This window comes from Citrobacter sp. wls829, from assembly GCF_005280825.1.
GTDB lineage: Bacteria > Pseudomonadota > Gammaproteobacteria > Enterobacterales > Enterobacteriaceae > Citrobacter > Citrobacter gillenii.
Genome location: NZ_SZWP01000105.1, coordinates 66,416 through 88,098 on the forward strand (window position 1 = coordinate 66,416; position 21,683 = coordinate 88,098).

Here is a 21,683-nt window from a genome sequence, read left to right on the forward strand (position 1 = left end):
CTATGGCATCAAGCGGCGGATGTTAGTCGATACAGATGCACACCAGATGACCGCGCTGAAGCTGGATTGCCCCCTGCCGTTTGAGTCTGGCAAGGGTATCCATAACCGTGCTACGCGAAAGTCCAGTACGATCCCGAATGTATTGTGCTGCAGAGATCCTTTGTCTGATCTCCTCAGGTTCTTGTTGCAGCAGTTCGAGGTGTCCCCAGACCATATCTGTGGCACTCCGGCTGGTGATAAGGCGATCGCGTTGGCTCATCACCTGGATAATGTAGGCTTCAACGACCGCTACCGACTCCCATAACTGATCGCGATTCACGACCGTCATAAAATCTGTTTTCTTGATAACGTGTGTCGTACAAGGACTGACGGCCTCAATATCATAAAAGTTTTGCCCGGTAGGAAGAAAAAACTCTGCCATTCCCAGCATTATCGGCGCCTGCTGGCTTGCCAGAATAAGACCATCAATGCGACGTCTTATCACGATTCTCCCCTCTGTCAGCAGCCAAATTCCGTTCTCTCCCTGCGAGTCCATAATAAAAGACCCACTGCGATATAAGGATTGTGGTTCGGAAAGTGGTAATAATGCGTTGAAAAGTCTGGAAATATTTACCGTCAGAAGTTCTTCACTGCGACCTGATTGTTCGGGGGGATTTGTCATAGCGTTCTCAAGATTATTTATATTGCCTCTCTTCAATAATTATCCTTCTGAACGGAAAAAGCAAATGAGGAAAATCCAATTTTGGATTGGCTTATATCGGATAATTTTCGAGAAAGTCTTATTTTATACTTTTAACATATTAACACTCTTTGCCATTAAAAATATGGCGATAATGTATCGCTAACAACGGGAGTTTTTATGGTACTCAATTATATTGCATTAGCGATGCTCATTTTCGTGTTCTTAGTTATTTTTTATGGCGTACTGATTTTGCATGACATTCCCTATGAAATTGCCAAAAAGAGAAATCACCCACATCTGGATGCGATCCATGTAGCTGGTTGGGTAAGCCTGTTTACGCTACATGCGCTCTGGCCATTTCTGTGGATATGGGCAACGTTATACAGTGATAAACAGGGTTGGCATGGTCATGTCTCGCGTAATGACACGCAGGAACTTACCGCGCGGATCGCCTCACTGGAGAAAACACTCGAAAAAATAGCACCCGGTAATGTGCAGGAATCGAAGGTGAATTGATCGTGGAAACATTATTAGTATTAAGTTACGCCGCTATTGTTTATGCCATTTTCAAGATATTTAAAGTACCGTTAAATAAATGGACAGTCCCTACAGCGGTTCTTGGTGGGATAGTTATGCTGGGCGCGTTAATTCTCACCATGAATTACAACCATCCCTATACCGAGGATGCGCAAAAACTGGTAGTGGGTATTCCTGTTGTCCCACAGGTTACGGGCGTGGTGTCTGAAGTCACGGACAAAATTAATACACCGATCAAAAAAGGTGAGATTCTGTTTAAAATTGACCCTACCCGCTACAAAGCCAAACTGGAAAAATTGGAAGCGGACATTGTCACGGAAAAGCATGACGTTATGCCGCTGGAAGAAAAACGCAACAGCGCGCGTCTTCAGTTTGAGCAGGCGAAAGCAGAGCGCGATAAGTATTACAAAAATTATCAGCGCTACCAGCAAGGAAGTCGGGCTAAGGTTAATCCCTTTACCGCCAATGATATTGATACCGCGCGTCAGGATTATCTGGCGCAGGATGCGGCGATGGATGCCGCCCATGCTGAATTGAACAGTATTCAAAAAGAACTCGACAGCAGTATTAATGGTCAAAATTCACAGATTGCCAGTTTACAGGCACAAATTGATGAGGCGCGATTCAATTATGAACAAACGATTGTTCGTGCTCCAAGTGACGGTTATATCAGTCAACTCCTGGTGCGGCCCGGAACCTATGCCTCGAGGCTCCCTTTTAAACCGGTGATGGTATTTATTCCTGCCCACAAGAATCAAATTGTGGCGGCTTTCCGTCAGAACGCTATTTTACGTCTTAATGTAGGCGACGATGCAGAGATTGTTTTTAACGGGTTGCCGGGACAGGTGATCGAAGGAAAAGTGGTGAACGTGGCCCCGGTAATCCCTACCGGAGCCTATTACGCCCAGGGCACGTTACAATCACTGAATATGGCGCCAGGAAGCAACAAAGTGCTTGTGAGCATTGATGTCGGTGAGAATCAGGCGGAACAGCAGTTGCCAGATGGCGTGGCCGCGCAGGTTGCGGTCTATTCCGCACACCATTTTGAAGCCTTGTCGTTGCTGCGAAAAATACTGTTGCGTATGACCAGTTGGATGCACTACCTGTATCTGGATCACTAATGGCGTATTCGGGCGCAGACGTTGCGCCCGGATACCGGTTTTGCGGAATCAGGCCGCGGCTGGTTCAGGCAATTTGAATGTCGAAACCAGCAGCGCTAACTGCTCGGCCTCTTCTTTAAGCACCTGGGTACGTGCGGCAGCGTCATCGATTAACGACGCATTCTGCTGCACGGTGCTGTCCATTTCAGTTACCGCCAGCGTGACTTCTGAAACACCTTTGCGTTGTTCTTCCCCCGCTACGCGAATTTCACCCATCAACTGGCGTACCTGCCGCACATTGCTGACCAGTTCTTCCAGCCGTTCGCCGGCAGTGTGAATTTGCTGACTGCTACTGCCCACATGAGACACCGACTCATCAATCAACGCTTTGATTTCCTGAGCGGCTGTAGCGCTGCGCTGTGCCAGCGTACGAACTTCAGAGGCGACAACGGCAAATCCTCTCCCCGCATCGCCCGCGCGAGCGGCCTCAACGGCAGCGTTTAGGGCCAGAATGTTGGTCTGGAAAGCAATGCTGTCGATCACCGCGACAATTTCTACCATTCTGCCGGATGAGCCGCTGACGTTATCCATGGTGGAGATCACCCCCTGCATCACATCGCCGCAGCGGTTGGCCGTTTGCGCGGTATTGTCGGATAACTCATCTGCCAGCTGCGTATTGCTCGCATTTTGATGAACGGTCGCATTTAACTGCTCCATTGCCGCTGAACTTTCTTCCAGCGCCGCTGCCTGCTGCGTCACCCGTGAAGAGAGCTCCATATTGCTGTCTGCCAGGCTGACCGCGTTATTGGCGACCACCACGCTGCTGCTTCTGACGGTAATCAGGATGGCCGCGATTTTATCGACAAACAGATTAAACGCCTCCGCAATGGCTGAAATCTCATCTTTGCCGCGGACATCGAGACGACGGGTCAAATCACCTTCGCCCTGCGCAATATCATCCAGAGCGCGACGCGTATCGTCCAGACGCGAGATCAGTCTGCGCACCACCAGCCAGGAGCCCACCAGCAGAACCGTCATAATCGGGATCAACACTTCCAGGACGTCCTGCATCATCACTTTTGCAAGGCCAACAATGCGTGATTCTGGCGTGACCAGGCCCACCACCCAGCCGGTGTCCGCCATCGGGAACAGCATCACTCGCGACGGTGTATTCAGCACGCCATCGTTTTCCAGCGTAATGGTTTTCACCCCGTCGGCAACGCGAAGCGACTTCAGGCCATTTTCGACCGGAGCCAGCCATTGCGCACTGCGGGACAGATCGCTAAATGTTTTCTGTTTTGCGTTGTCGGCCTGCGGGAAGTACAGGATTTGCCCCTGTTTATCGACCACAAACGCATAGCCACCGGTACTGTTACCCTGCTGCTGCATAAAGGTCGCGACGTTATCCAGACGAATATCGGTGGTCGCTACTCCGGCAAACGTGCCCGAGTGCAGGTATGGGATACTGCAGGTCACCATATTGACGCCAGAACTGGCATCCTGATAAACATCAGACCACAAACAACTGTTCTGCGAATGCCCTTTGGCATGCTGATACCAGCTTTCGTTGTGATAGCCATTTGAACCTTCGGCGTTATAGTCGTTGGAAAAATCCAGTTTTCCCTCCGCGTTACGCGCCCAGAAAAAGCTGCGCTTCTCCACGCCCGGAGTGAAAGCATTTGGCTCCGGCCAGATCCCGCCGCCGGTAATAATCGAATTCTTATCCTCGCCAATCAGGTGCGGCACCACGCTTTGGTACAGGGATTCATCGTTAGGTAATACTTCAGCCAGACGTGACAGACTAACGGTCTCACCCTCAATACGCGATAACACAGTACTCAGTTGGCGGGTTAACCCTTGCCCCGTCTCTTCGATCAGGGCGGTATTGATCTCAACAACCCTGGGCTGACCGCGCCAGAGCATAATCGCGACAATCACCAGGGTGGTGACGGCAAGCAGCAGAATGCCGCCAATGGTTAAACGCGTGGAAATACGAGTAGGATACCAGGCCATACAAACTCCTTCAGCAAAAGGCTAACTTTTAAGCAGTATCGGCACGGTTGTTAATATCTTTATGATGATTTATCAGAGGATGTGAAAATATATATGTGACACTGTCACGTATAGCAAAACCCAGCACTGTGGCTGGGTTTTAATAAGTGTTTAATCTTATTTAGATAATTCTTTTTTGATCTCGGCTTTTATTTTACTTAATTCACTCTGTGGATTCTTTTTGCACATTTCAATGGTCAGGGGAACCGCAGTAGTGATCGTTTCGTTATAGTCTACGTAGTCTCCCCCTTTGAAGTCTTCATCTTCGTTCAGCACCCAGAAGGCAACCGGCGCCATGGTTTGTGGGTTCAAATCAATAAACTCCTGGCAGCTCATTCCTTTAGGCGTCACTTCAGTTTTTGTGGTCTCAGTTGCTGCATTGACGCTGACACTGGTTAACAACGCGGCAACCAGAATACCTGCGGTAGAAAGGGAGAATTTATTCATTGTAGTACTCCATTTATAATATAGATAATATCTACACTTGCGCTTTAAACCGTTAATGTAGCTCGGGAAAAATAATACCCCTACTCTTAAAAGAATAAAGATGATGGTCGTTGATATGGCTGAAATTTATATTTCGGGTTACCAATTCTGATGTCAGTGGGGAAAATATCGCTCACAATGTGATCGTCCCGACGAAATCCGCCGATTCATACCCCGCTTTCCCTACCGTTGCACCAAAACTGAACTACGCTGCACAAATGTTGATCATTGGTTAATAAAATTACGCATTGTTTAACAAATGGCGCCAGTAAACCGGGGGCGCAGACATGGCACGCGTCCTGCGTTGTTAATCCAGTAACAACGACACGGCATCTGACAGGCAACTAACAGCGAGACGGTAATGACATCAAAACCTGAATTATTCGCCCGCGTAGAACATACCTTCAGCCAGCTTACGCCGAGTGAAAAGCGTGTTGCCGGTTGGCTGTTAGCACACGCTGCGCAGATCCCGTTTGAAACTGCAGACGGCATTGCTAAGGCCACGGGAACCAGTGGCATTACCGTTGGACGCTATCTGCGCAAACTGGGTTTTCGCAATCTGGAAGATGCTAAAGCCAGCCTGCGCGAACTGCCTGTTATCCCCTTTCAGCCGTGGGGAATGAATGAACGGCTTGATTCCTGGCACCAGCAGCAACGTCTGCCGGACCGGGCGCAGCAGTCGCTGCTGCTGGAAATTGATGCCATTACCCATGTTTATCAACTGGCGCAAAGCGACACATTTTTACGCATTGCGCAACAACTGGCACACGCCGAGGCCGTGTATATCCTCGGCATTCAGTCGACCCGCGGGATTGCCAACGCCTTTTTCAGCCATCTGGAATACCTGCGACCTAAAGTCAGTTACTCCGAGGGCTTGTCCGGAAGCTGGGTTGAGTCACTGAATTCAGGGTTTGACCAGCCGTATGTGGTGATAACCGATATGCGCGCCTACTCGGCAACATCACGACAATATTGCCGGGTCGCCCGCGACCGCCACATTCCGCTGGCGCTGATAACCGATGTCTGGTGTCCGTGGGCCAGAGACTACGGTATTGATTTACTCCAGGTGAAAACCGACACCGGGCATTTCTGGGACTCCCTTGCCCCCGTCAGCTGTCTGTTCAACTTATTACTCTCCGCGGTGGTGGCGCAACTGGGCGACGCTCTCGCCGGGCGCCTGCAAACCAATCGCCAACTCCAACAGCAGTTTGGTCAATTCGAACAATAAACAGGAATCGTGCTATGCCAGAAACCTCTGTTCTGGTCGATCTGTCGGTGATCTTTCCGTCACTGCATATCGATCTCAAATACGCTACCCGCGATAACATTACCGGCGCACCCGTCTACCGGGAAGCGCGCTGCCTGTTACACACCGATGCGGTCACGGGACTGGCCAAAAGCATCAGCATTGCGAAACTGGCGGGCCTGAATCTGGTGGTGTACGACGCTTATCGTCCGCAGCAGGCGCAGGCGATGCTATGGAATGCCTGCCCGGATCCGCAGTACGTTGTCGATGTCGCGATTGGCTCCAATCACAGCCGCGGCACGGCCATTGACGTCACGCTGATGGACGAACGTGGCAATGTCCTCGATATGGGGGCCGATTTTGATGAAATGCACGATCGTTCCCACGCCTGGCATCCTTCCGTTGCGCCACCCGCGCAGCGTAATCGACTAATGCTGAACGCCATTATGTCCGGTGGCGGTTTTGTCGGGATCAGCAGCGAATGGTGGCATTTTGAATTACCAGACGCAGCTCGTTACCCCCTGCTTGATGACTGTATTGCGTGTTTCCCTGCCCCCCAAATAACAACACCACACCCCCTTTAATTTCTGGAGCCTGGTTATGAAGACAACACACGCCTTAACATCGCTGTTTCGCCCCGCGCTGATTGCTTTAGCATTAGCGGCAGCCCTGCCCGCGGCACAAGCCGCGGTACCTAAGGATATGCTGGTGATCGGTAAAGCCGCCGATCCACAAACGCTCGATCCTGCCGTCACGATTGATAACAACGACTGGACGGTAACCTATCCGTCTTATCAGCGTCTGGTGCAGTATAAAACTGAAGGTGATAAAGGATCCACGGAAGTAGAAGGCGATTTAGCCAGCGGCTGGAAGGCGTCTGACGATCAAAAAGAGTGGACCTTCACCCTGAAAAGCGAGGCCAAATTTGCCGATGGCACGCCGGTAACGGCTGAGGCGGTGAAGCAATCTTTTGAACGCCTGATCAAAATTGGCCAGGGACCTGCCGAAGCGTTCCCGAAAGATTTGAAGGTAGAGGCCATTGATGCCAGTACAGTGAAATTTACCCTCAGCCAGCCGTTCGCGCCTTTCCTGTACACGCTGGCGAATGACGGCGCGTCGATAATCAACCCGGCGGTGTTAAAAGAACATGCCGCCGACGATGCGCGCGGTTTCCTTGCCCAGAATACGGCGGGCTCGGGTCCTTTTATGTTAAAGAGCTGGCAAAAAGGACAGCAGCTGGTTCTGGTGCCGAACCCGCATTGGGCGGGCACCAAGCCGGTGTTTAAGCGCGTATCGGTGAAAATCATCGGTGAAAGCGCCTCCCGCCGTCTGCAGCTGTCGCGCGGCGATATCGACATCGCTGATGCACTGCCCGTCGATCAGCTTGCCGCCTTAAAGCAGGAAGGCAAAGTCAAAGTAGCGGATTACCCGTCACTACGCGTGACCTACCTGTACTTGAACAACAGTAAAGCACCGCTCAATCAGGTGGATTTACGCCGCGCTATTTCGTGGTCAACGGATTATAAGGGCATGGTGAACGGGATCCTCAGCGGCAACGGTAAGCAGATGCGCGGCCCGATCCCCGAAGGCATGTGGGGCTTTGATGAAAAAGCCATGCAATACAGCTTTGATGAAGCGAAAGCCAAAGCCGAGTGGGACAAAGTCGCAAACAAACCAGACAGCCTGAGCTTCCTGTACTCGGATAACGACCCGAACTGGGAGCCGATTGCCCTCGCCACCCAGGCCAGTCTTGGCAAGCTGGGGATCAAGGTCAAGCTGGAAAAACTGGCCAACGCCACCATGCGTGACCGCGTTGGTAAAGGTGATTACGACATCGCCATCGGCAACTGGAGCCCGGACTTCGCCGATCCGTACATGTTTATGAACTACTGGTTTGAGTCGGATAAAAAAGGCTTACCAGGCAACCGTTCATTCTATGAAAACAGTGAGGTCGATAAGCTGCTGCGCAGCGCGTTGTCAACGACCGACCAGGTGGCCAGAACCAACGATTACCAGCAGGCGCAAACCATCGTGATTGATGAAGCGGCCTACGTCTACTTATTCCAGAAAAACTACCAGTTGGCGATGAACAAAGACGTCAAAGGATTTGTATTTAACCCAATGCTGGAACAGGTCTTCAACATCTCCACCATGAGTAAATAATCTCACCACGTTTATGCGGAGCCGCATTGGCTCCGCAAGGGGAAGCCAATGACTTTCTGGAGCATTTTACGCCAGCGCTGCTGGGGACTTATCCTGGTGGTGGCCGGTGTTTGCGTCATCACCTTTATTATTTCGCACCTGATCCCGGGCGACCCCGCGCGGCTGCTGGCGGGCGATCGCGCCAGTGATGAAATTGTTGAGAATATTCGCCAACAGCTGGGTCTTAATCAGCCGCTGTACGTGCAATTTTTTCGCTACGTCAGCGATGTGTTTCAGGGCGATTTAGGCACCTCGATTCGTACCGGACGTCCGGTGATGGATGAGCTGCGCGTGTTCTTCCCCGCCACGCTTGAGCTGGCCTTTTGCTCCCTGCTGCTGGCGCTAATTATCGGGATCCCGCTGGGAATTTTATCCGCAGTCTGGCGTAACCGCTGGCTCGACCACCTTGTGCGTCTGATGGCAATCACCGGTATTTCGACGCCGGCGTTCTGGCTTGGTCTCGGGGTTATCGTACTGTTTTACGGTCATCTGCAAATATTACCCGGCGGTGGACGCCTGGATGACTGGCTGGATCCACCGACGCACGTTACCGGGTTTTACCTGATAGATGCGCTGCTGGAAGGCAATGGCGAAGTGTTTTTCAATGCGCTCCAGCATCTGATCTTACCGTCCCTGACGCTGGCCTTTGTACATCTTGGTATTGTCGCCCGCCAGATCCGCTCCGCTATGCTCGAACAGCTTAGCGAGGATTACATCCGCACTGCCCGCGCCAGCGGTTTACCGGGCTGGTACATCATTTTGTGTTATGCGCTGCCCAACGCGCTCATTCCGTCCATCACCGTCTTGGGGCTGGCGCTGGGCGATCTGCTCTACGGCGCGGTACTTACCGAAACGGTATTCGCGTGGCCAGGCATGGGCGCCTGGGTCGTCACCTCCATACAGGCGCTCGACTTCCCGGCCGTCATGGGATTTGCCGTGGTGGTGTCATTTGCCTATGTGCTGGTCAACCTGGTGGTGGATTTACTCTACCTATGGATTGACCCGCGCATCGGACGCGGAGGTACACAATGATGCTCTCACAAGAAACGCCCGCCACCTCGCCGAGCGCTCACCGTCGCCGCAACTGGGCCAAACTGTTCTGGATGATGAAAAGCAGCCCGCTGACGCTGATTGGTGGAGCGATCATCGTGCTGATGTTGTTGATGATGGTGCTGTCACCGTGGATAACGCCTTACGATCCCAATGCGATCGACCTCACCGCACGTCTGCTCCCCCCGTCAGCTACTCACTGGTTTGGTACTGATGAAGTGGGACGCGATCTGTTTAGCCGTGTACTGGTCGGCAGCCAGCAGTCGATCGTAGCAGGACTGGTGGTAGTGGGTATCGCCGGTGGGATTGGTTCACTGTTGGGCTGCCTGTCCGGCGTGATGGGCGGACGGGCGGACGCGATTATTATGCGCGTGATGGACGTGATGCTGTCGATCCCCTCGCTGGTGCTGACCATGGCGCTGGCCGCCGCGCTGGGGCCCAGCCTGTTTAACGCCATGCTGGCCATTGCGATTGTGCGCATTCCTTTCTACGTACGCCTGGCCCGGGGACAAACCCTGGTAGTCCGCCAGTTTACCTACGTACAGGCTGCCCGTACGTACGGCGCATCCCGCTGGCATCTGATTAGCTGGCATATCTTACGTAATTCGCTGCCGCCGCTGATCGTGCAGGCCTCGCTGGACATCGGCAGTGCGATCCTGATGGCCGCCACGCTGGGGTTTATCGGGCTGGGTGCGCAGCAACCGAGCGCGGAATGGGGAGCCATGGTGGCAATTGGCCGCAACTACGTGCTTGACCAGTGGTGGTATTGCGCGTTTCCCGGTGCTGCCATTCTGATCACCGCCGTGGGTTTCAATCTCTTTGGAGACGGTATTCGTGACCTGCTGGACCCGAAAGCCGGAGGAAAACAGTCATGAGCCAACCCGTCCTGGAAATTGAAAATTTGCACCTGAGCTTCCCCGGCTATAAAGCTGACGTGCATGCGTTGAACCATGTCTCGTTGCACATCAACCGGGGTGAGATTGTCGGCGTGGTCGGCGAGTCCGGCTCCGGGAAATCCGTTACCGCCATGCTTGCCATGCGCCTGCTGCCGGAGGGCAGTTATCGCATTCACCAGGGGCGCGTGTCGCTGCTCGGTGAAGATGTGCTGAACGCCAGCGAGAAGCAAATGCGCAAATGGCGCGGGGCGCGCGTGGCAATGATTTTTCAGGAGCCGATGACGGCCCTAAACCCGACCCGGCGCATTGGCCAGCAAATGGTAGAGGTGATCCGCCATCATCAATTACTCAGCCGCACGGATGCGCGACAAAAAGCCATCGCCTTACTGGAGGAGATGCAAATCCCGGACGCCGCCGAAGTCATGTCGCGCTTCCCGTTTGAGCTTTCCGGCGGTATGCGCCAGCGGGTGATGATCGCGCTGGCTTTTTCCTGCGAGCCGGAGCTGATTATTGCTGATGAACCGACGACCGCGCTGGATGTTACGGTGCAACTGCAGGTACTGCGCTTGCTGAAGCATAAAGCGCGGGCCAGCGGCACGGCGGTGCTGTTTATCAGCCATGATATGGCGGTGGTTTCGCAACTGTGCGACCGGGTGTATGTTATGTACGCCGGAAGCGTGATCGAAAGCGGCACGACGCAGACGGTGATTCAGCACCCGACGCATCCCTACTCCATTGGTTTGCTGAAATGCGCGCCAGAACACGGAGAGCCCCGCGCGCCGCTGCCCGCAATCCCGGGTACCGTGCCGAACTTAACCCAATTGCCTGCCGGATGTGCATTCCGCGAACGCTGTTATGCGGCCGGGACACAGTGTGACGCGGTCCCGGCATTATGCAGTCAGGGGCATGCGGATCAGCAGTCCGCCTGCTGGTATCCCCAACTGGAGACTCGTCATGACTGACATTTTGCTGTCGCTTCAGGATATACATGTCAACTTCCCGGCCCGAAAAAACTGGCTTGGCAAGGTCACCGAGCGCGTGCACGCGCTCAACGGGTTAGATTTACAGATTCGCCAGGGGGAAACATTGGGTATCGTTGGTGAGTCTGGCTGTGGCAAAAGTACGCTGGCTCAACTGCTCATGGGGATGCTCAGGCCGAGTCAGGGGCAATACGCTCGCAGCACAGAAAAACACAGCGGCATGCAAATGGTCTTTCAGGACCCACTTTCGTCGTTGGATCCGCGCTTGCCGGTGTGGCGGATCATTACCGAACCGGTGTGGATCCAAAAGCGCAGCGCCGAACGTCACCGCCGCGCCCTTGCGGAAGAGCTGGCGTTACACGTGGGGATTCGTCCGGAATACCTTGACCGCCTGCCGCACGCGTTTTCCGGCGGGCAACGCCAGCGCATTGCCATTGCCCGCGCGTTGTCCTCTGAGCCGGATGTGATTGTGCTTGATGAACCCACCTCGGCGCTGGATATTTCCGTACAGGCGCAAATCCTCAACCTGCTGGTGGCGCTACAGGCACGCAGAAACCTGACCTATGTGCTGATCTCGCATAACGTGTCGGTCGTGCGGCATATGAGCGACCGGGTGGCGGTAATGTACCTCGGGCAAATCGTCGAGCTGGGTGACACGCAGCAGGTATTAACCTCTCCCGCGCACCCGTATACACGTCTGTTGCTGGACTCGGTCCCTAAAACCGGTGCACCGCTGGCGGAAGATCTGGTGTTACGTAAAACCGAGTTGCCGGGGAATCGAACCCTACCGCAGGGATGTTATTTCCGCGATCGCTGCCCGCTGGCGACTCAGGGATGTGAGAAGAAACAGGCATTATTGAACAACGAGACCGGGAGTGAAGTCCGCTGCTGGCGGGCAGTTAGCGAAATCTGACCTCACGGGCGTAGTGTGCCTGGTGTATCAGGCGCAATATGCCTTTTTCAGCGCATCCACCAGCATTTCGGATGCAGTCGACAACTTATGATGCGAGGAACGTAGGATCCCAATACGACGCTGGATAACCGGGCCGTCCAGCTCAATACAGGTTGCGCCAAGTTCGGTCATCTGGGTGCGGCACAATGCAGGCACGGCACTGCCGCCTAAACCATTCGCCACCAGGCGTCCAATGGTCACCAACTGGTGACTCTCCAGCGCCACTTCCAGCGCATGGCCGCTTTGTACCAGTTGCTCTTCCAGCATCAGACGTACGGCAGAGGGACGTTGCAAGGTAATAAAATCCAGCGTCAGCAAGTCCTTCCATGCGATGCGTTCCCGGCCAGCCAGACGACTGGTCGGAGGGACGATGGCGATAAAACGATCCATCCCAAGCGGGGTAAAATGCAGGTGTCCGGAGTAGTCCGGTTCAAAGGCAATCCCCATCTCGACCCGCCCTTCGCTGACCATTTCAATCACCTGCTCGTTAATTACGTCGTGCACCGTGACATTGACACCAGCATAGCTGTCGCGAAAGGTCTTGAGCACCGGCGGCAGCACATTCGCGGCAAATGACGGCATCGCAGCAATCGAAATTTTGCCACGTTGCAGTGTAAAGCGCTGGCGCATGGCTTCTTCGGTATTTTCCCAGTCGGCAAGCAGCTGTCGCCCCATGGTCAGCAGCGTTTCGCCCTCCTGCGTCAGGGTCACCTTGCGGGTGGTTCTTAACAGTAAAGCGCCCCCTAACGACTCTTCCAGTCCTTTGATCGCCAGGCTTAACGCGGGTTGCGACATATTCAGCCGTTCACTGGCATGAGCAAAATTCAGAGTGTGAGCTACCGCTAAAAACGCGCGTAACTGTTTGATGCTCATTCTCATTACTCATTCCTTTAACTTGTTGAATACCTTTAATTAACATTAAATTGATAAAAAAACCCAATAAGTGAGTCACAAATTTAAAATTAACAAATCATTTTTCACCCCTAATGATGTCGCCAGGAACAACTGGAGGGGCAAGTGTATGGCTGGACTGGATAAACGGGTCGCCACGTATCAACAGGCGTTGGAAGGGCTGACTGACAACATGACAGTGCTGGCAGGCGGTTTTGGCTTATGCGGTATTCCTGAGAATTTGATTGCAGAAGTGCGCCGTCGGAACGTTCAGGGACTGACCGTGGTGTCGAACAACTGCGGCGTGGACGGGTTTGGCCTCGGCGTGCTGCTGGAAGCACGCCAGGTACGCAAAGTGGTGGCGTCCTATGTCGGTGAAAATGCCCTGTTCGAAAAGCAGGTGCTGAGCGGAGAGCTGGAAGCCATTCTGACGCCACAGGGCACGCTGGCGGAGCAGCTACGAGCCGGTGGTGCGGGCATTCCCGCCTTCTTCACCGCCACCGGGTACGGAACCCCCGTCGCCGAAGGCAAAGAGGTGCGCGAGTTTGCCGGCCGGCCTTACATCATGGAGCAGGCGCTTACCGGTGATTTCGCGCTGGTCAAAGGCTGGAAAGCCGACTGGTACGGCAACGTCATCTACCGCCATACCGCGCAAAACTTTAACCCACTGATGGCAGCAGCCGGACGCATCACGGTAGTCGAAGTGGAAGAAATTGTCCCTCCCGGCGAGCTGGATCCCGCCGCTATTCACACCCCCGGAATTTTCGTCAATCGCATTATTCAGGGGCAGTTCGAAAAACGTATTGAACAACGCACCCTACGCCATCAAGGAGCCTGACCATGTTAACGCGTGAACAAATGGCGATGCGTGTCGCTCGCGAGCTGCGCGACGGTTATTACGTCAACCTCGGTATCGGTATCCCGACCCTGGTAGCCAATTATATCCCCGACGGCATGGACGTGATGCTGCAATCAGAGAACGGCTTGCTTGGTATGGGGCCGTTCCCTACCGAGGACGACATTGATGCCGACATGATCAACGCCGGTAAGCAAACCGTGACGGCGCGTAAAGGCGCGGCAATTTTCGACTCCGCTCAATCCTTCGCCATGATCCGCGGCGGCCACGTCGACCTGACGGTTCTTGGCGCATTTGAAGTGGATACCAATGGCAATATCGCCTCGTGGATGATCCCCGGAAAAATGGTGAAAGGTATGGGCGGCGCGATGGATCTGGTCGCTGGCGCTGAAAACATCATCGTTGTGATGACGCACGCCTCGAAAAGCGGTGAGTCCAAACTGCTTCCCAGTTGCACTCTGCCCTTGACCGGCGTGGCCTGTATCAAGCGCGTGCTGACCGACCTGGCGCTGCTGGAAATTGCCGACGGCGCGTTCATTCTGCGCGAACGGGCGCCGGGCGTCAGCGTGGACGACATTGTTGCCAGAACCGCCGGCAAGCTGATCGTTCCCGATCATGTCCCCGAAATGCACTTCAACTAAGGATCTGATCATGATGGATGTTGTTATTGTCGCAGCAACGCGCACGCCAATTGGCAGTTTTCATGGTGCCCTTGCCCCGCTTTCTGCCGTTGAGTTAGGGACAACGGTCATTCGCGCTCTGCTGGAAAAGACCGGGGTTGCACCAGAACAGATAGACGACGTGATTTTAGGTCAGGTTTTAACGACCGGCTGTGGGCAGAATCCGGCCAGACAGACGGCAATTCGTGCCGGTTTGCCGGTAACCACCCCAGCGATGACCCTCAATTTACTGTGCGGTTCAGGACTAAAAGCGGTTCATCTGGCGGTGCAGGCCATTCGCTGCGGCGATGCGGACATCGTGATTGCCGGCGGTCAGGAAAGCATGAGCAATGCACCCTATTTTCTCGACGGTGCCCGCGCAGGATTACGTCTGGGTCATACCAGCCTGAAAGACAGCGTGGTGCATGACGGGCTGTGGGATGCGTTCAACGACTACCATATGGGTATTACCGCCGAAAATCTGGCGGATAAATTCGCCATCAGTCGCGAGCAACAGGATGCCTTCGCCCTGCACTCCCAGCAAAAAGCGGCCGCCGCCCTCGAAGCCGGTCGGTTTAACGCAGAAATCACCCCAGTTAGCGTTCCGCAAGGGAAAAAAGCACCGCGCGTGGTGGAGCGTGATGAGCAACCTCGCCCGGAGACTCAGGCGGAAAAACTGGCGCAGTTGAAACCGGCATTTCGTCCCGGCAACGGCACGGTGACGGCGGGCAATGCGTCTTCCCTAAACGACGGTGCGGCGGCAGTAATGGTAATGAGTGCCGCCAAAGCCGCTGAATTAAACCTTCCGGTGTTGGCAAAAATCACCGGTTACGCCGTCTCGGGCGTTGATCCAGCCATTATGGGGATCGGCCCGGTGGAAGCCTCGCTGAAGTGCCTGAAGCGCGCCGGGTGGACGCTGGATGACGTTGATCTGATCGAAGCCAACGAAGCCTTTGCCGCCCAGGCGCTGGCGGTCGGCGAATCGCTGAATTGGGACAGCAGCAAGGTTAACGTTAACGGCGGTGCAATTGCGCTGGGCCACCCAATCGGGACCTCAGGTTGCCGCATTCTGGTTACCTTGCTACATGAAATGGCGCGGCGCAATGTGGCCAAAGGGCTGGCCACGCTGTGTGTGGGTGGTGGCCATGGCGTGGCGCTAACGGTGGAACGTCCAACAGGAGCACACTATGCAGACTAATCACATTAGCGTACTGGGCGCCGGGCTAATGGGCATCGGCATCGCGACCCACTTTGCCCGTCTTGGTCATCCTATCTGGCTGTTTGATACCGACAGCAACCGTATTGCCGAGATAACGGCTGTTGCCAGCAGCATTCTGGACGAGCTGGTTGTCACCGACCAGTTTGCCGCCGCAGATAAAGCATCGGTTCTCACGCGACTGCACGGCACAACCTCTCTGGCGGATATCGCCGCGTCTGGATTATTAATCGAAGCGATCCCGGAACGGCTAGAGCTGAAGCACGCGCTGTACGCACAGCTGGAAGCCGTTATCTCACCCGAAGCGATTATCGCCAGCAACACCAGTGGCCTGCCGCCGGATGCGTTGGCGGAAAAACTCGCGCACCCGGAGCGGTTGCTGATCGCACATTTCTGGAATCCACCGCACTTTATTCCGCTGGTTGAAATCGTGCCGGGCACAGCAACCAAACCTGAATATCTCAGTGAATTGCAGCAATGGCTGGTCGCGATGCAGCTTGAGGCGGTGGTGCTCGATCGCGCCGCACCGGGCTTTGTCGGCAACCGCCTGCAGTTTGCCCTGCTGCGTGAAGCGCTGCATATCGTCAAAAGCGGTATTGCCAGCGCCGAGGTGGTAGACCAGGTGATGCGTGCGTCGCTGGGCCGCCGTTACGCGATGGTCGGCCCGCTGGAGGCGGCGGACATGACCGGGCTTGCCACGGTGCAGGATATTTGTCGCCATCTGCTTCCAACACTCGCCACCGGCAGCGACATGATGTCGCTGGTCGCCGACAAGGTTGCTCGCGGTGAAACCGGTTTACGCAGTGGTCAGGGGTTTTATCACTGGGATGATTCGCGCAAGGAATACATCCAGCAACGCAGAGAGCATCAGCTGCGTTTTGCCCTGAAACCGTAACTTCTCTTTCTGTACCCCACTATAACAATGATATTGAGGAGTCATGATGAGTGTATTAATCGCCCTGGCCGCGCTGGGCCTGCTGATGCTGGCAGCCTATCGCGGATACAGCGTCATCCTGTTTGCCCCCATCGCGGCATTAGGTGCTGTTTTGCTGACTGAACCCAGCGCCGTCGGTCCTGCCTTTACCGGCCTGTTTATGGAAAAAATGGTCGGTTTTGTGAAGCTGTACTTCCCGGTGTTCTTACTGGGTGCAGTGTTTGGCAAGTTAATCGAATTATCGGGTTTTTCCCGTTCAATCGTCGCCGCCGCCATCAACATCCTCGGGCGGCGTCACGCCATTCCGGTGATCGTGCTGGTGTGCGCGCTGCTGACTTACGGCGGTGTCTCGCTGTTCGTGGTGGCGTTTGCGGTGTATCCGTTTGCCGCTGAGCTGTTCCGTCAGAGCAACATTCCGAAGCGACTGATCCCGGCAACCGTGGCGCTGGGCGCCTTCTCTTTCACCATGGATGCACTGCCCGGTACACCGCAGATCCAGAACATTATTCCGACCAGCTTCTTTGGCACCAACGCCTGGGCCGCGCCCTGGCTGGGGCTGATAGGCTCGCTGTTTATTATCTTTGTCGGCCTGATTTACCTTGAGCGTCAGCGCCGAAAAGCGCAGGCAAAGAACGAGGGCTATGGCACCGAACTGCTTAACGAACCGGAAACGCCGGATAATATTAATCTGCCAAACCCGATTATTGCGATTTCGCCGCTGATTCTGGTGGGGGTGTTTAACCTGTTGTTCACCCGCTGGATCCCGGTGTTTTATGGCTCGACTCATCAACTGGAGCTACCGGGTCTTGCCAAACCGATTACCACTGAAGTCGGCAAAATTACCGCTATCTGGGCGGTGGAAGCCGCGCTGATTGCCGGGATCCTGCTGGTCGTGATTTTTGGTTTTCGCAATATAAAAGGTCGCCTGGCGGAAGGCAGCCGAACGGCGGTGGGCGGTGCGATCCTCGCGGCAATGAATACCGCTTCAGAATACGGTTTTGGCGCAGTGATCGCCGCGTTGCCGGGCTTCCTGGTGCTGTCAAAAGCGCTAGCGGCCATTCCCGACCCGTTGCTCAACGAAGCCATCAGCATCACCACTCTGGCCGGGATCACCGGTTCAGCATCCGGCGGGATGAGTATTGCGCTGGCGGCAATGTCCGACACCTTTATCGCCGCCGCACATGCCGCCAACATTCCACTGGAAGTCTTTCACCGCGTGGCCTCTATGGCCAGTGGTGGCATGGATACTCTGCCGCATAACGGGGCGGTAATCACGCTGCTGGCCATCACCGGTCTCAGTCACCGTCAGGCATATGGCGGGATCTTCGCCATCACCATAATCAAAAGTCTGGCCGTTCTGTTTGTGATCGGCGTCTTCTACACCACCGGCATTGTTTAAGGAGAATCATCATGAACTTAACGGGAAAAGTGGCCCTGGTTACCGGCTCCACCAGCGGTATTGGATTAGGCATTGCGCAGGTGCTGGCGAAAGCCGGCGCCACTCTGATTCTTAACGGCTTTGGTGATGCTGAAGCGGCAAAAGATGCCGTGGCGAAGTATGGCAAAACACCGGGGTATCACGGGGCGGATCTCAGCGATGCAGCGCAAATTACCGAGATGATGCGCTACGCCGACAGCGAGTTCGGCGGCGTGGATATTCTGGTCAACAACGCCGGGATCCAGCATGTTTCACCGCTGGAGACGTTCCCGGTCGATAAATGGAATGCGATCATCGCGATTAATCTGTCCTCCGTTTTTCACACTACCCGTCTGGCGCTGCCCGGCATGCGTCAACGCAACTGGGGTCGCATCATTAATATCGCCTCTGTGCACGGGCTGGTGGCGTCAAAAGAAAAATCGGCCTATGTCGCGGCTAAACACGGCGTGGTGGGGCTAACCAAGACCACCGCACTTGAGACAGCGCAGACCGGCATAACCTGTAACGCACTGTGTCCCGGCTGGGTGCTGACGCCGCTGGTACAACAGCAGATCGACAGGCGCATTGCCGAGGGCACCGCGCCGGATGTTGCGCGCGATGCTCTGCTCGCGGAGAAGCAACCGTCACGCGAGTTTGTCACCCCGGAACAACTGGGAGAGCTGGCGCTGTTCTTATGTTCAGACGGTGCGGCGCAGGTGCGCGGTGTGGCGTGGAATATGGACGGCGGTTGGGTGGCGCAGTAAGTTATGTCAGCCGGATGCGCTCTCGCATCCGGCACATCATCGTTAAGACTTCAGCTGGTAATCCAGCGTAATTTCCGCGTTCAGAACCTGTGACACCGGACATCCGGCTTTCGCTTTCTGGATAATACCGTCAAAGGTTGCGGCATCAATGCCGGGCACGGAAACGTCACTGTGCAGCGCCACTTTGGTGATGGCAAAACCCGCATCCACCTTATCCAGAGAAACATCGGCAGTGGTATCAATGGCGTCTGGCGTGAAGCCCGCCTCACCCAGCATTAACGAAAGCGCCATCGAGAAGCAGGCCGCATGAGCCGCGCCAATCAACTCTTCAGGATTGGTGCCTTTCGCACCTTCAAATCGCGTATTAAACCCATACGGCTGCTGGTTCAACACGCCACTTTCGGTCGACACGGTCCCTTTACCGCGTTTAATGTCGCCTTCCCAGTGTGCCTGACCTTTCTTATGGATAGTCATTACCGCTCTCCTGTGTTGTCGTCGGAGTAACAAGTATAGGACGCTGAGGGAAACACATGACGCATATTGGATAGTTCTGTATTAACTGCTTAAGCATTGACCTTTCAGATGAAATGACCGACCATCCAGAAAGCCGTTATTTTAGACACCGGCTGTTAATCAGGTTGTATTTCGTCCGCGCTTACGCGGGCTCGCCCTTGAAACCAGTAACAGGATTAAGGAGTTAGAATGAAATCGAACCGTCAGGCCCGTCATGTTCTTGGACTGGACCACAAAATCTCCAATCAACGTAAAACCGTGACCGAAGGCGACAAAACCAGCGTGGTCAACAACCCTACCGGAAGAAAACGCCGCGCTGACGCCAAGTAATACCCCGCACGTTATACTGAATAATGATGATATACACCATTGCAACCGCAGTGGTGTTTTTGCTTATAAAACCCCTTAACCCATTCACAATGCTTTATACTTCGGCCGTTTCCCTGGCGGAAGGCAACCTACGATCATAAACAGTGCCAGGGAGGGTTATTCAAAAAAGAGTGAGTGACATGGAAAACGAAACTAACAAACTGCGTTCCCTTTACATCCCTTACGCTGGCCCGGTACTGCTGGAATTTCCCTTACTGAACAAAGGGAGTGCTTTCAGTGTGGAAGAACGCCGTAACTTCAACCTGCTGGGGTTACTGCCGGAAGTGGTCGAGACGATTGAAGAGCAGGCCGAACGCGCCTGGATCCAATATCAGGGATTCAAAACGGAAATCGACAAACATATCTACCTACGCAACATTCAGGATACCAACGAAACCCTGTTTTACCGACTGGTACAAAACCATCTTGATGAGATGATGCCGGTTATCTATACCCCGACGGTGGGTGCCGCCTGTGAGCGTTTCTCCGAGATTTATCGTCGCGCGCGCGGCGTGTTTATCTCCTACCAGAACCGCCATAACATGGACGATATCCTGCAAAACGTCCCGAACCACAATATCAAAGTTATCGTCGTGACCGACGGTGAACGTATTCTGGGTCTTGGCGACCAGGGGATCGGCGGGATGGGCATTCCTATCGGCAAACTGTCGCTGTACACCGCCTGTGGCGGCATCAGCCCGGCCTACACTCTGCCGGTAGTGCTGGATGTCGGTACCAACAATCAGCAGTTGCTGAACGATCCGCTGTATATGGGCTGGCGTAATCCGCGCATCACCGACGATGAATACTACGAATTTGTTGATGAGTTCATCCAGGCGGTGAAACATCGCTGGCCCGAAGTGCTGCTGCAGTTTGAAGACTTCGCGCAGAAAAACGCCATGCCGTTGCTGACCCGCTATCGTGATGAAATTTGCTCGTTTAATGACGATATTCAGGGCACGGCGGCGGTTACCGTCGGGACGCTGATTGCGGCCAGCCGCGCGGCGGGCAGCCAGTTGAGCGAACAAAATATTGTCTTCCTTGGTGCGGGGTCCGCCGGTTGCGGGATTGCCGAGCAGATCATCGCGCAGATCCAGCGTGAAGGATTAAGCGAAGAGGCCGCGCGTCAGCGCGTGTTTATGGTTGACCGCTTTGGTCTGTTAACCGACAAAATGCCGAACCTGCTCTCGTTCCAGACCAAACTGGTGCAAAAACGCGAAAACCTGCAGCACTGGGATACGAAAGAAGATGTGCTGTCTCTGCTCGACGTGGTTCGCAACGTGAAGCCGGACATTCTGATCGGTGTCTCCGGTCAGACGGGCCTGTTTACCGAAGAAATTATTCGCGAGATGCACAAGCACTGTCCGCGCCCAATCGTCATGCCGCTGTCTAACCCGACGTCGCGCGTGGAAGCCACGCCGCAGGATATTATTGCCTGGACCGAAGGCAATGCGCTGGTGGCCACCGGTAGCCCGTTTGCCCCGGTCGCCTGGAAAGATAAAATCTACCCGATTGCCCAGTGTAACAACGCCTATATCTTCCCGGGTATCGGTCTTGGCGTGATCGCCTCTGGCGCCAAGCGCATCACTGATGAAATGCTGATGTCGGCCAGCGAAACGCTGGCACAATATTCACCGCTGGTGTTGAACGGCGAAGGGCTGGTATTACCGGAACTGAAGGATATTCAGACCGTTTCCCGCGCCATAGCCTTTGCCGTAGGTAAAATGGCCCAGCAGCAAGGCATGGCAGTGAAAACATCGGCTGAAGCCCTGCAGCAGGCGATTGACGAGAATTTCTGGCAAGCAGAATATCGCGACTACCGTCGTACCTCTATCTGACGGTTTACCCGGCGGCGCCCTGCCGCCGGGTGTTCAACACTTG

22 protein-coding genes are annotated in these 21,683 nt (G+C 54.5%); 17 read left to right on the forward strand and 5 right to left on the reverse strand.

The features are described from left to right. Nucleotides 1-22: 22 nt before the first annotated feature. Nucleotides 23-484, reverse strand: coding sequence for a helix-turn-helix domain-containing protein (locus tag FDW88_RS21160; RefSeq protein WP_137363555.1), 462 nt, complete (start codon nucleotides 482-484; stop codon nucleotides 23-25). Nucleotides 485-859: 375 nt separating this feature from the next. On the opposite strand from FDW88_RS21160, the gene FDW88_RS21165 reads away from it, so the two are divergent. Both FDW88_RS21165 and FDW88_RS21170 read left to right on the forward strand, forming a co-directional pair. Further along, nucleotides 860-1,198 carry a DUF3302 domain-containing protein gene (locus tag FDW88_RS21165; RefSeq protein WP_096757054.1) on the forward strand — a complete coding sequence of 113 codons (339 nt, stop codon included), beginning with the start codon at nucleotides 860-862 and terminating at the stop codon, nucleotides 1,196-1,198. A 2-nt stretch (nucleotides 1,199-1,200) separates the two neighbouring features. Further along, entirely contained in the window at nucleotides 1,201-2,340 is a 1,140-nt protein-coding gene (locus tag FDW88_RS21170) for an HlyD family secretion protein (RefSeq protein ID WP_137363306.1), read from the forward strand. A gap of 48 nt (nucleotides 2,341-2,388) precedes the next feature. Here the strand turns inward: FDW88_RS21170 and FDW88_RS21175 are convergent, their stop codons facing one another. Both FDW88_RS21175 and hdeB read right to left on the reverse strand, forming a co-directional pair. Further along, complete coding sequence (locus FDW88_RS21175; RefSeq protein WP_115258499.1) at nucleotides 2,389-4,332, reverse strand: methyl-accepting chemotaxis protein; 1,944 nt, start codon at nucleotides 4,330-4,332, stop codon at nucleotides 2,389-2,391. 156 nt (nucleotides 4,333-4,488) lie between these two features. Continuing rightward, nucleotides 4,489-4,818, reverse strand: coding sequence for an acid-activated periplasmic chaperone HdeB (gene hdeB, locus FDW88_RS21180; protein WP_115258498.1), 330 nt, complete (start codon nucleotides 4,816-4,818; stop codon nucleotides 4,489-4,491). 400 nt (nucleotides 4,819-5,218) lie between these two features. Here hdeB and FDW88_RS21185 point away from each other — a divergent pair, with 400 nt between their 5' ends. Genes FDW88_RS21185 through FDW88_RS21215 form a run of 7 tightly spaced genes read left to right on the forward strand, consistent with a single transcriptional unit; the run spans nucleotide 5,219 to nucleotide 12,144 of the window. Further along, nucleotides 5,219-6,085 carry a MurR/RpiR family transcriptional regulator gene (locus FDW88_RS21185; protein ID WP_137363307.1) on the forward strand — a complete coding sequence of 289 codons (867 nt, stop codon included), beginning with the start codon at nucleotides 5,219-5,221 and terminating at the stop codon, nucleotides 6,083-6,085. Nucleotides 6,086-6,099: 14 nt separating this feature from the next. Continuing rightward, on the forward strand, nucleotides 6,100-6,687 hold the full coding sequence (gene ddpX, locus FDW88_RS21190) for a D-alanyl-D-alanine dipeptidase (RefSeq protein WP_096757050.1): 588 nt from the start codon (nucleotides 6,100-6,102) through the stop codon (nucleotides 6,685-6,687). Nucleotides 6,688-6,703: 16 nt separating this feature from the next. Beyond that, nucleotides 6,704-8,266, forward strand: a complete 1,563-nt coding sequence (locus tag FDW88_RS21195) for an ABC transporter substrate-binding protein (protein ID WP_096757049.1) — start codon at nucleotides 6,704-6,706, stop codon at nucleotides 8,264-8,266. A 48-nt stretch (nucleotides 8,267-8,314) separates the two neighbouring features. After that, nucleotides 8,315-9,337, forward strand: coding sequence for an ABC transporter permease (locus FDW88_RS21200; RefSeq protein ID WP_096757048.1), 1,023 nt, complete (start codon nucleotides 8,315-8,317; stop codon nucleotides 9,335-9,337). Next, a complete protein-coding gene (gene ddpC, locus FDW88_RS21205; protein WP_137363308.1) occupies nucleotides 9,334-10,230 on the forward strand; it encodes a D,D-dipeptide ABC transporter permease in 897 nt (298 codons plus the stop codon). The genes FDW88_RS21200 and ddpC overlap by 4 nt, the downstream gene beginning before the upstream one ends. Then, complete coding sequence (locus FDW88_RS21210; RefSeq protein WP_137363309.1) at nucleotides 10,227-11,213, forward strand: ABC transporter ATP-binding protein; 987 nt, start codon at nucleotides 10,227-10,229, stop codon at nucleotides 11,211-11,213. The genes ddpC and FDW88_RS21210 overlap by 4 nt, the downstream gene beginning before the upstream one ends. After that, nucleotides 11,206-12,144 carry an ABC transporter ATP-binding protein gene (locus FDW88_RS21215; RefSeq protein WP_137363310.1) on the forward strand — a complete coding sequence of 313 codons (939 nt, stop codon included), beginning with the start codon at nucleotides 11,206-11,208 and terminating at the stop codon, nucleotides 12,142-12,144. Before FDW88_RS21210 ends, FDW88_RS21215 begins: the two co-directional genes overlap by 8 nt. Before the next feature lie 27 nt (nucleotides 12,145-12,171). Here FDW88_RS21215 and FDW88_RS21220 read toward each other — a convergent pair whose 3' ends face one another. After that, nucleotides 12,172-13,062, reverse strand: coding sequence for a LysR family transcriptional regulator (locus tag FDW88_RS21220; RefSeq protein ID WP_096757044.1), 891 nt, complete (start codon nucleotides 13,060-13,062; stop codon nucleotides 12,172-12,174). A gap of 142 nt (nucleotides 13,063-13,204) precedes the next feature. Here FDW88_RS21220 and FDW88_RS21225 point away from each other — a divergent pair, with 142 nt between their 5' ends. Genes FDW88_RS21225 through FDW88_RS21250 form a run of 6 tightly spaced genes read left to right on the forward strand, consistent with a single transcriptional unit; the run spans nucleotide 13,205 to nucleotide 18,920 of the window. Further along, a complete protein-coding gene (locus FDW88_RS21225; protein WP_137363311.1) occupies nucleotides 13,205-13,912 on the forward strand; it encodes a CoA transferase subunit A in 708 nt (235 codons plus the stop codon). 2 nt (nucleotides 13,913-13,914) lie between these two features. Further along, complete coding sequence (locus tag FDW88_RS21230) at nucleotides 13,915-14,571, forward strand: CoA transferase subunit B (RefSeq protein ID WP_115258492.1); 657 nt, start codon at nucleotides 13,915-13,917, stop codon at nucleotides 14,569-14,571. A 10-nt stretch (nucleotides 14,572-14,581) separates the two neighbouring features. Further along, nucleotides 14,582-15,787: an acetyl-CoA C-acetyltransferase gene (locus tag FDW88_RS21235; protein WP_115258491.1), complete on the forward strand. Its 1,206-nt coding sequence runs from the start codon at nucleotides 14,582-14,584 to the stop codon at nucleotides 15,785-15,787. Next, the gene (locus FDW88_RS21240; RefSeq protein ID WP_137363312.1) at nucleotides 15,777-16,700 is read left to right on the forward strand and encodes a 3-hydroxyacyl-CoA dehydrogenase family protein; all 924 of its coding nucleotides are present in this window, start codon (nucleotides 15,777-15,779) and stop codon (nucleotides 16,698-16,700) included. Before FDW88_RS21235 ends, FDW88_RS21240 begins: the two co-directional genes overlap by 11 nt. 43 nt (nucleotides 16,701-16,743) lie before the next feature. After that, a complete protein-coding gene (locus FDW88_RS21245) occupies nucleotides 16,744-18,138 on the forward strand; it encodes a GntP family permease (RefSeq protein WP_197970846.1) in 1,395 nt (464 codons plus the stop codon). Nucleotides 18,139-18,149: 11 nt separating this feature from the next. After that, nucleotides 18,150-18,920 carry a 3-hydroxybutyrate dehydrogenase gene (locus tag FDW88_RS21250; RefSeq protein ID WP_115258489.1) on the forward strand — a complete coding sequence of 257 codons (771 nt, stop codon included), beginning with the start codon at nucleotides 18,150-18,152 and terminating at the stop codon, nucleotides 18,918-18,920. Nucleotides 18,921-18,962: 42 nt separating this feature from the next. Here FDW88_RS21250 and FDW88_RS21255 read toward each other — a convergent pair whose 3' ends face one another. Then, a complete protein-coding gene (locus tag FDW88_RS21255) occupies nucleotides 18,963-19,394 on the reverse strand; it encodes an OsmC family protein (protein ID WP_096757037.1) in 432 nt (143 codons plus the stop codon). 228 nt (nucleotides 19,395-19,622) lie between these two features. Here FDW88_RS21255 and sra point away from each other — a divergent pair, with 228 nt between their 5' ends. Next, on the forward strand, nucleotides 19,623-19,763 hold the full coding sequence (gene sra / locus FDW88_RS21260) for a stationary-phase-induced ribosome-associated protein (RefSeq protein ID WP_096757036.1): 141 nt from the start codon (nucleotides 19,623-19,625) through the stop codon (nucleotides 19,761-19,763). 179 nt (nucleotides 19,764-19,942) lie between these two features. Further along, nucleotides 19,943-21,640 carry a malate dehydrogenase gene (maeA, locus tag FDW88_RS21265; RefSeq protein ID WP_115258488.1) on the forward strand — a complete coding sequence of 566 codons (1,698 nt, stop codon included), beginning with the start codon at nucleotides 19,943-19,945 and terminating at the stop codon, nucleotides 21,638-21,640. The last annotated feature ends 43 nt before the right edge of the window (nucleotides 21,641-21,683 follow it).

Excerpts from the sequence above, each read along its gene's own strand:
- FDW88_RS21165 (WP_096757054.1), top strand. The coding sequence starts at position 860 with ATGGTACTCAATTATATTGCATTAGCGATGCTCATTTTCGTGTTCTTA.
- FDW88_RS21175 (WP_115258499.1), bottom strand. The coding sequence starts at position 4,332 with ATGGCCTGGTATCCTACTCGTATTTCCACGCGTTTAACCATTGGCGGC.
- hdeB (WP_115258498.1), bottom strand. The coding sequence starts at position 4,818 with ATGAATAAATTCTCCCTTTCTACCGCAGGTATTCTGGTTGCCGCGTTG.
- FDW88_RS21185 (WP_137363307.1), top strand. The coding sequence starts at position 5,219 with ATGACATCAAAACCTGAATTATTCGCCCGCGTAGAACATACCTTCAGC.
- ddpX (WP_096757050.1), top strand. The coding sequence starts at position 6,100 with ATGCCAGAAACCTCTGTTCTGGTCGATCTGTCGGTGATCTTTCCGTCA.
- FDW88_RS21195 (WP_096757049.1), top strand. The coding sequence starts at position 6,704 with ATGAAGACAACACACGCCTTAACATCGCTGTTTCGCCCCGCGCTGATT.
- FDW88_RS21200 (WP_096757048.1), top strand. The coding sequence starts at position 8,315 with ATGACTTTCTGGAGCATTTTACGCCAGCGCTGCTGGGGACTTATCCTG.
- ddpC (WP_137363308.1), top strand. The coding sequence starts at position 9,334 with ATGATGCTCTCACAAGAAACGCCCGCCACCTCGCCGAGCGCTCACCGT.
- FDW88_RS21210 (WP_137363309.1), top strand. The coding sequence starts at position 10,227 with ATGAGCCAACCCGTCCTGGAAATTGAAAATTTGCACCTGAGCTTCCCC.
- FDW88_RS21215 (WP_137363310.1), top strand. The coding sequence starts at position 11,206 with ATGACTGACATTTTGCTGTCGCTTCAGGATATACATGTCAACTTCCCG.
- FDW88_RS21220 (WP_096757044.1), bottom strand. The coding sequence starts at position 13,062 with ATGAGAATGAGCATCAAACAGTTACGCGCGTTTTTAGCGGTAGCTCAC.
- FDW88_RS21225 (WP_137363311.1), top strand. The coding sequence starts at position 13,205 with ATGGCTGGACTGGATAAACGGGTCGCCACGTATCAACAGGCGTTGGAA.
- FDW88_RS21230 (WP_115258492.1), top strand. The coding sequence starts at position 13,915 with ATGTTAACGCGTGAACAAATGGCGATGCGTGTCGCTCGCGAGCTGCGC.
- FDW88_RS21235 (WP_115258491.1), top strand. The coding sequence starts at position 14,582 with ATGATGGATGTTGTTATTGTCGCAGCAACGCGCACGCCAATTGGCAGT.
- FDW88_RS21240 (WP_137363312.1), top strand. The coding sequence starts at position 15,777 with ATGCAGACTAATCACATTAGCGTACTGGGCGCCGGGCTAATGGGCATC.
- FDW88_RS21245 (WP_197970846.1), top strand. The coding sequence starts at position 16,744 with ATGATGAGTGTATTAATCGCCCTGGCCGCGCTGGGCCTGCTGATGCTG.
- FDW88_RS21250 (WP_115258489.1), top strand. The coding sequence starts at position 18,150 with ATGAACTTAACGGGAAAAGTGGCCCTGGTTACCGGCTCCACCAGCGGT.
- FDW88_RS21255 (WP_096757037.1), bottom strand. The coding sequence starts at position 19,394 with ATGACTATCCATAAGAAAGGTCAGGCACACTGGGAAGGCGACATTAAA.
- sra (WP_096757036.1), top strand. The coding sequence starts at position 19,623 with ATGAAATCGAACCGTCAGGCCCGTCATGTTCTTGGACTGGACCACAAA.
- maeA (WP_115258488.1), top strand. The coding sequence starts at position 19,943 with ATGGAAAACGAAACTAACAAACTGCGTTCCCTTTACATCCCTTACGCT.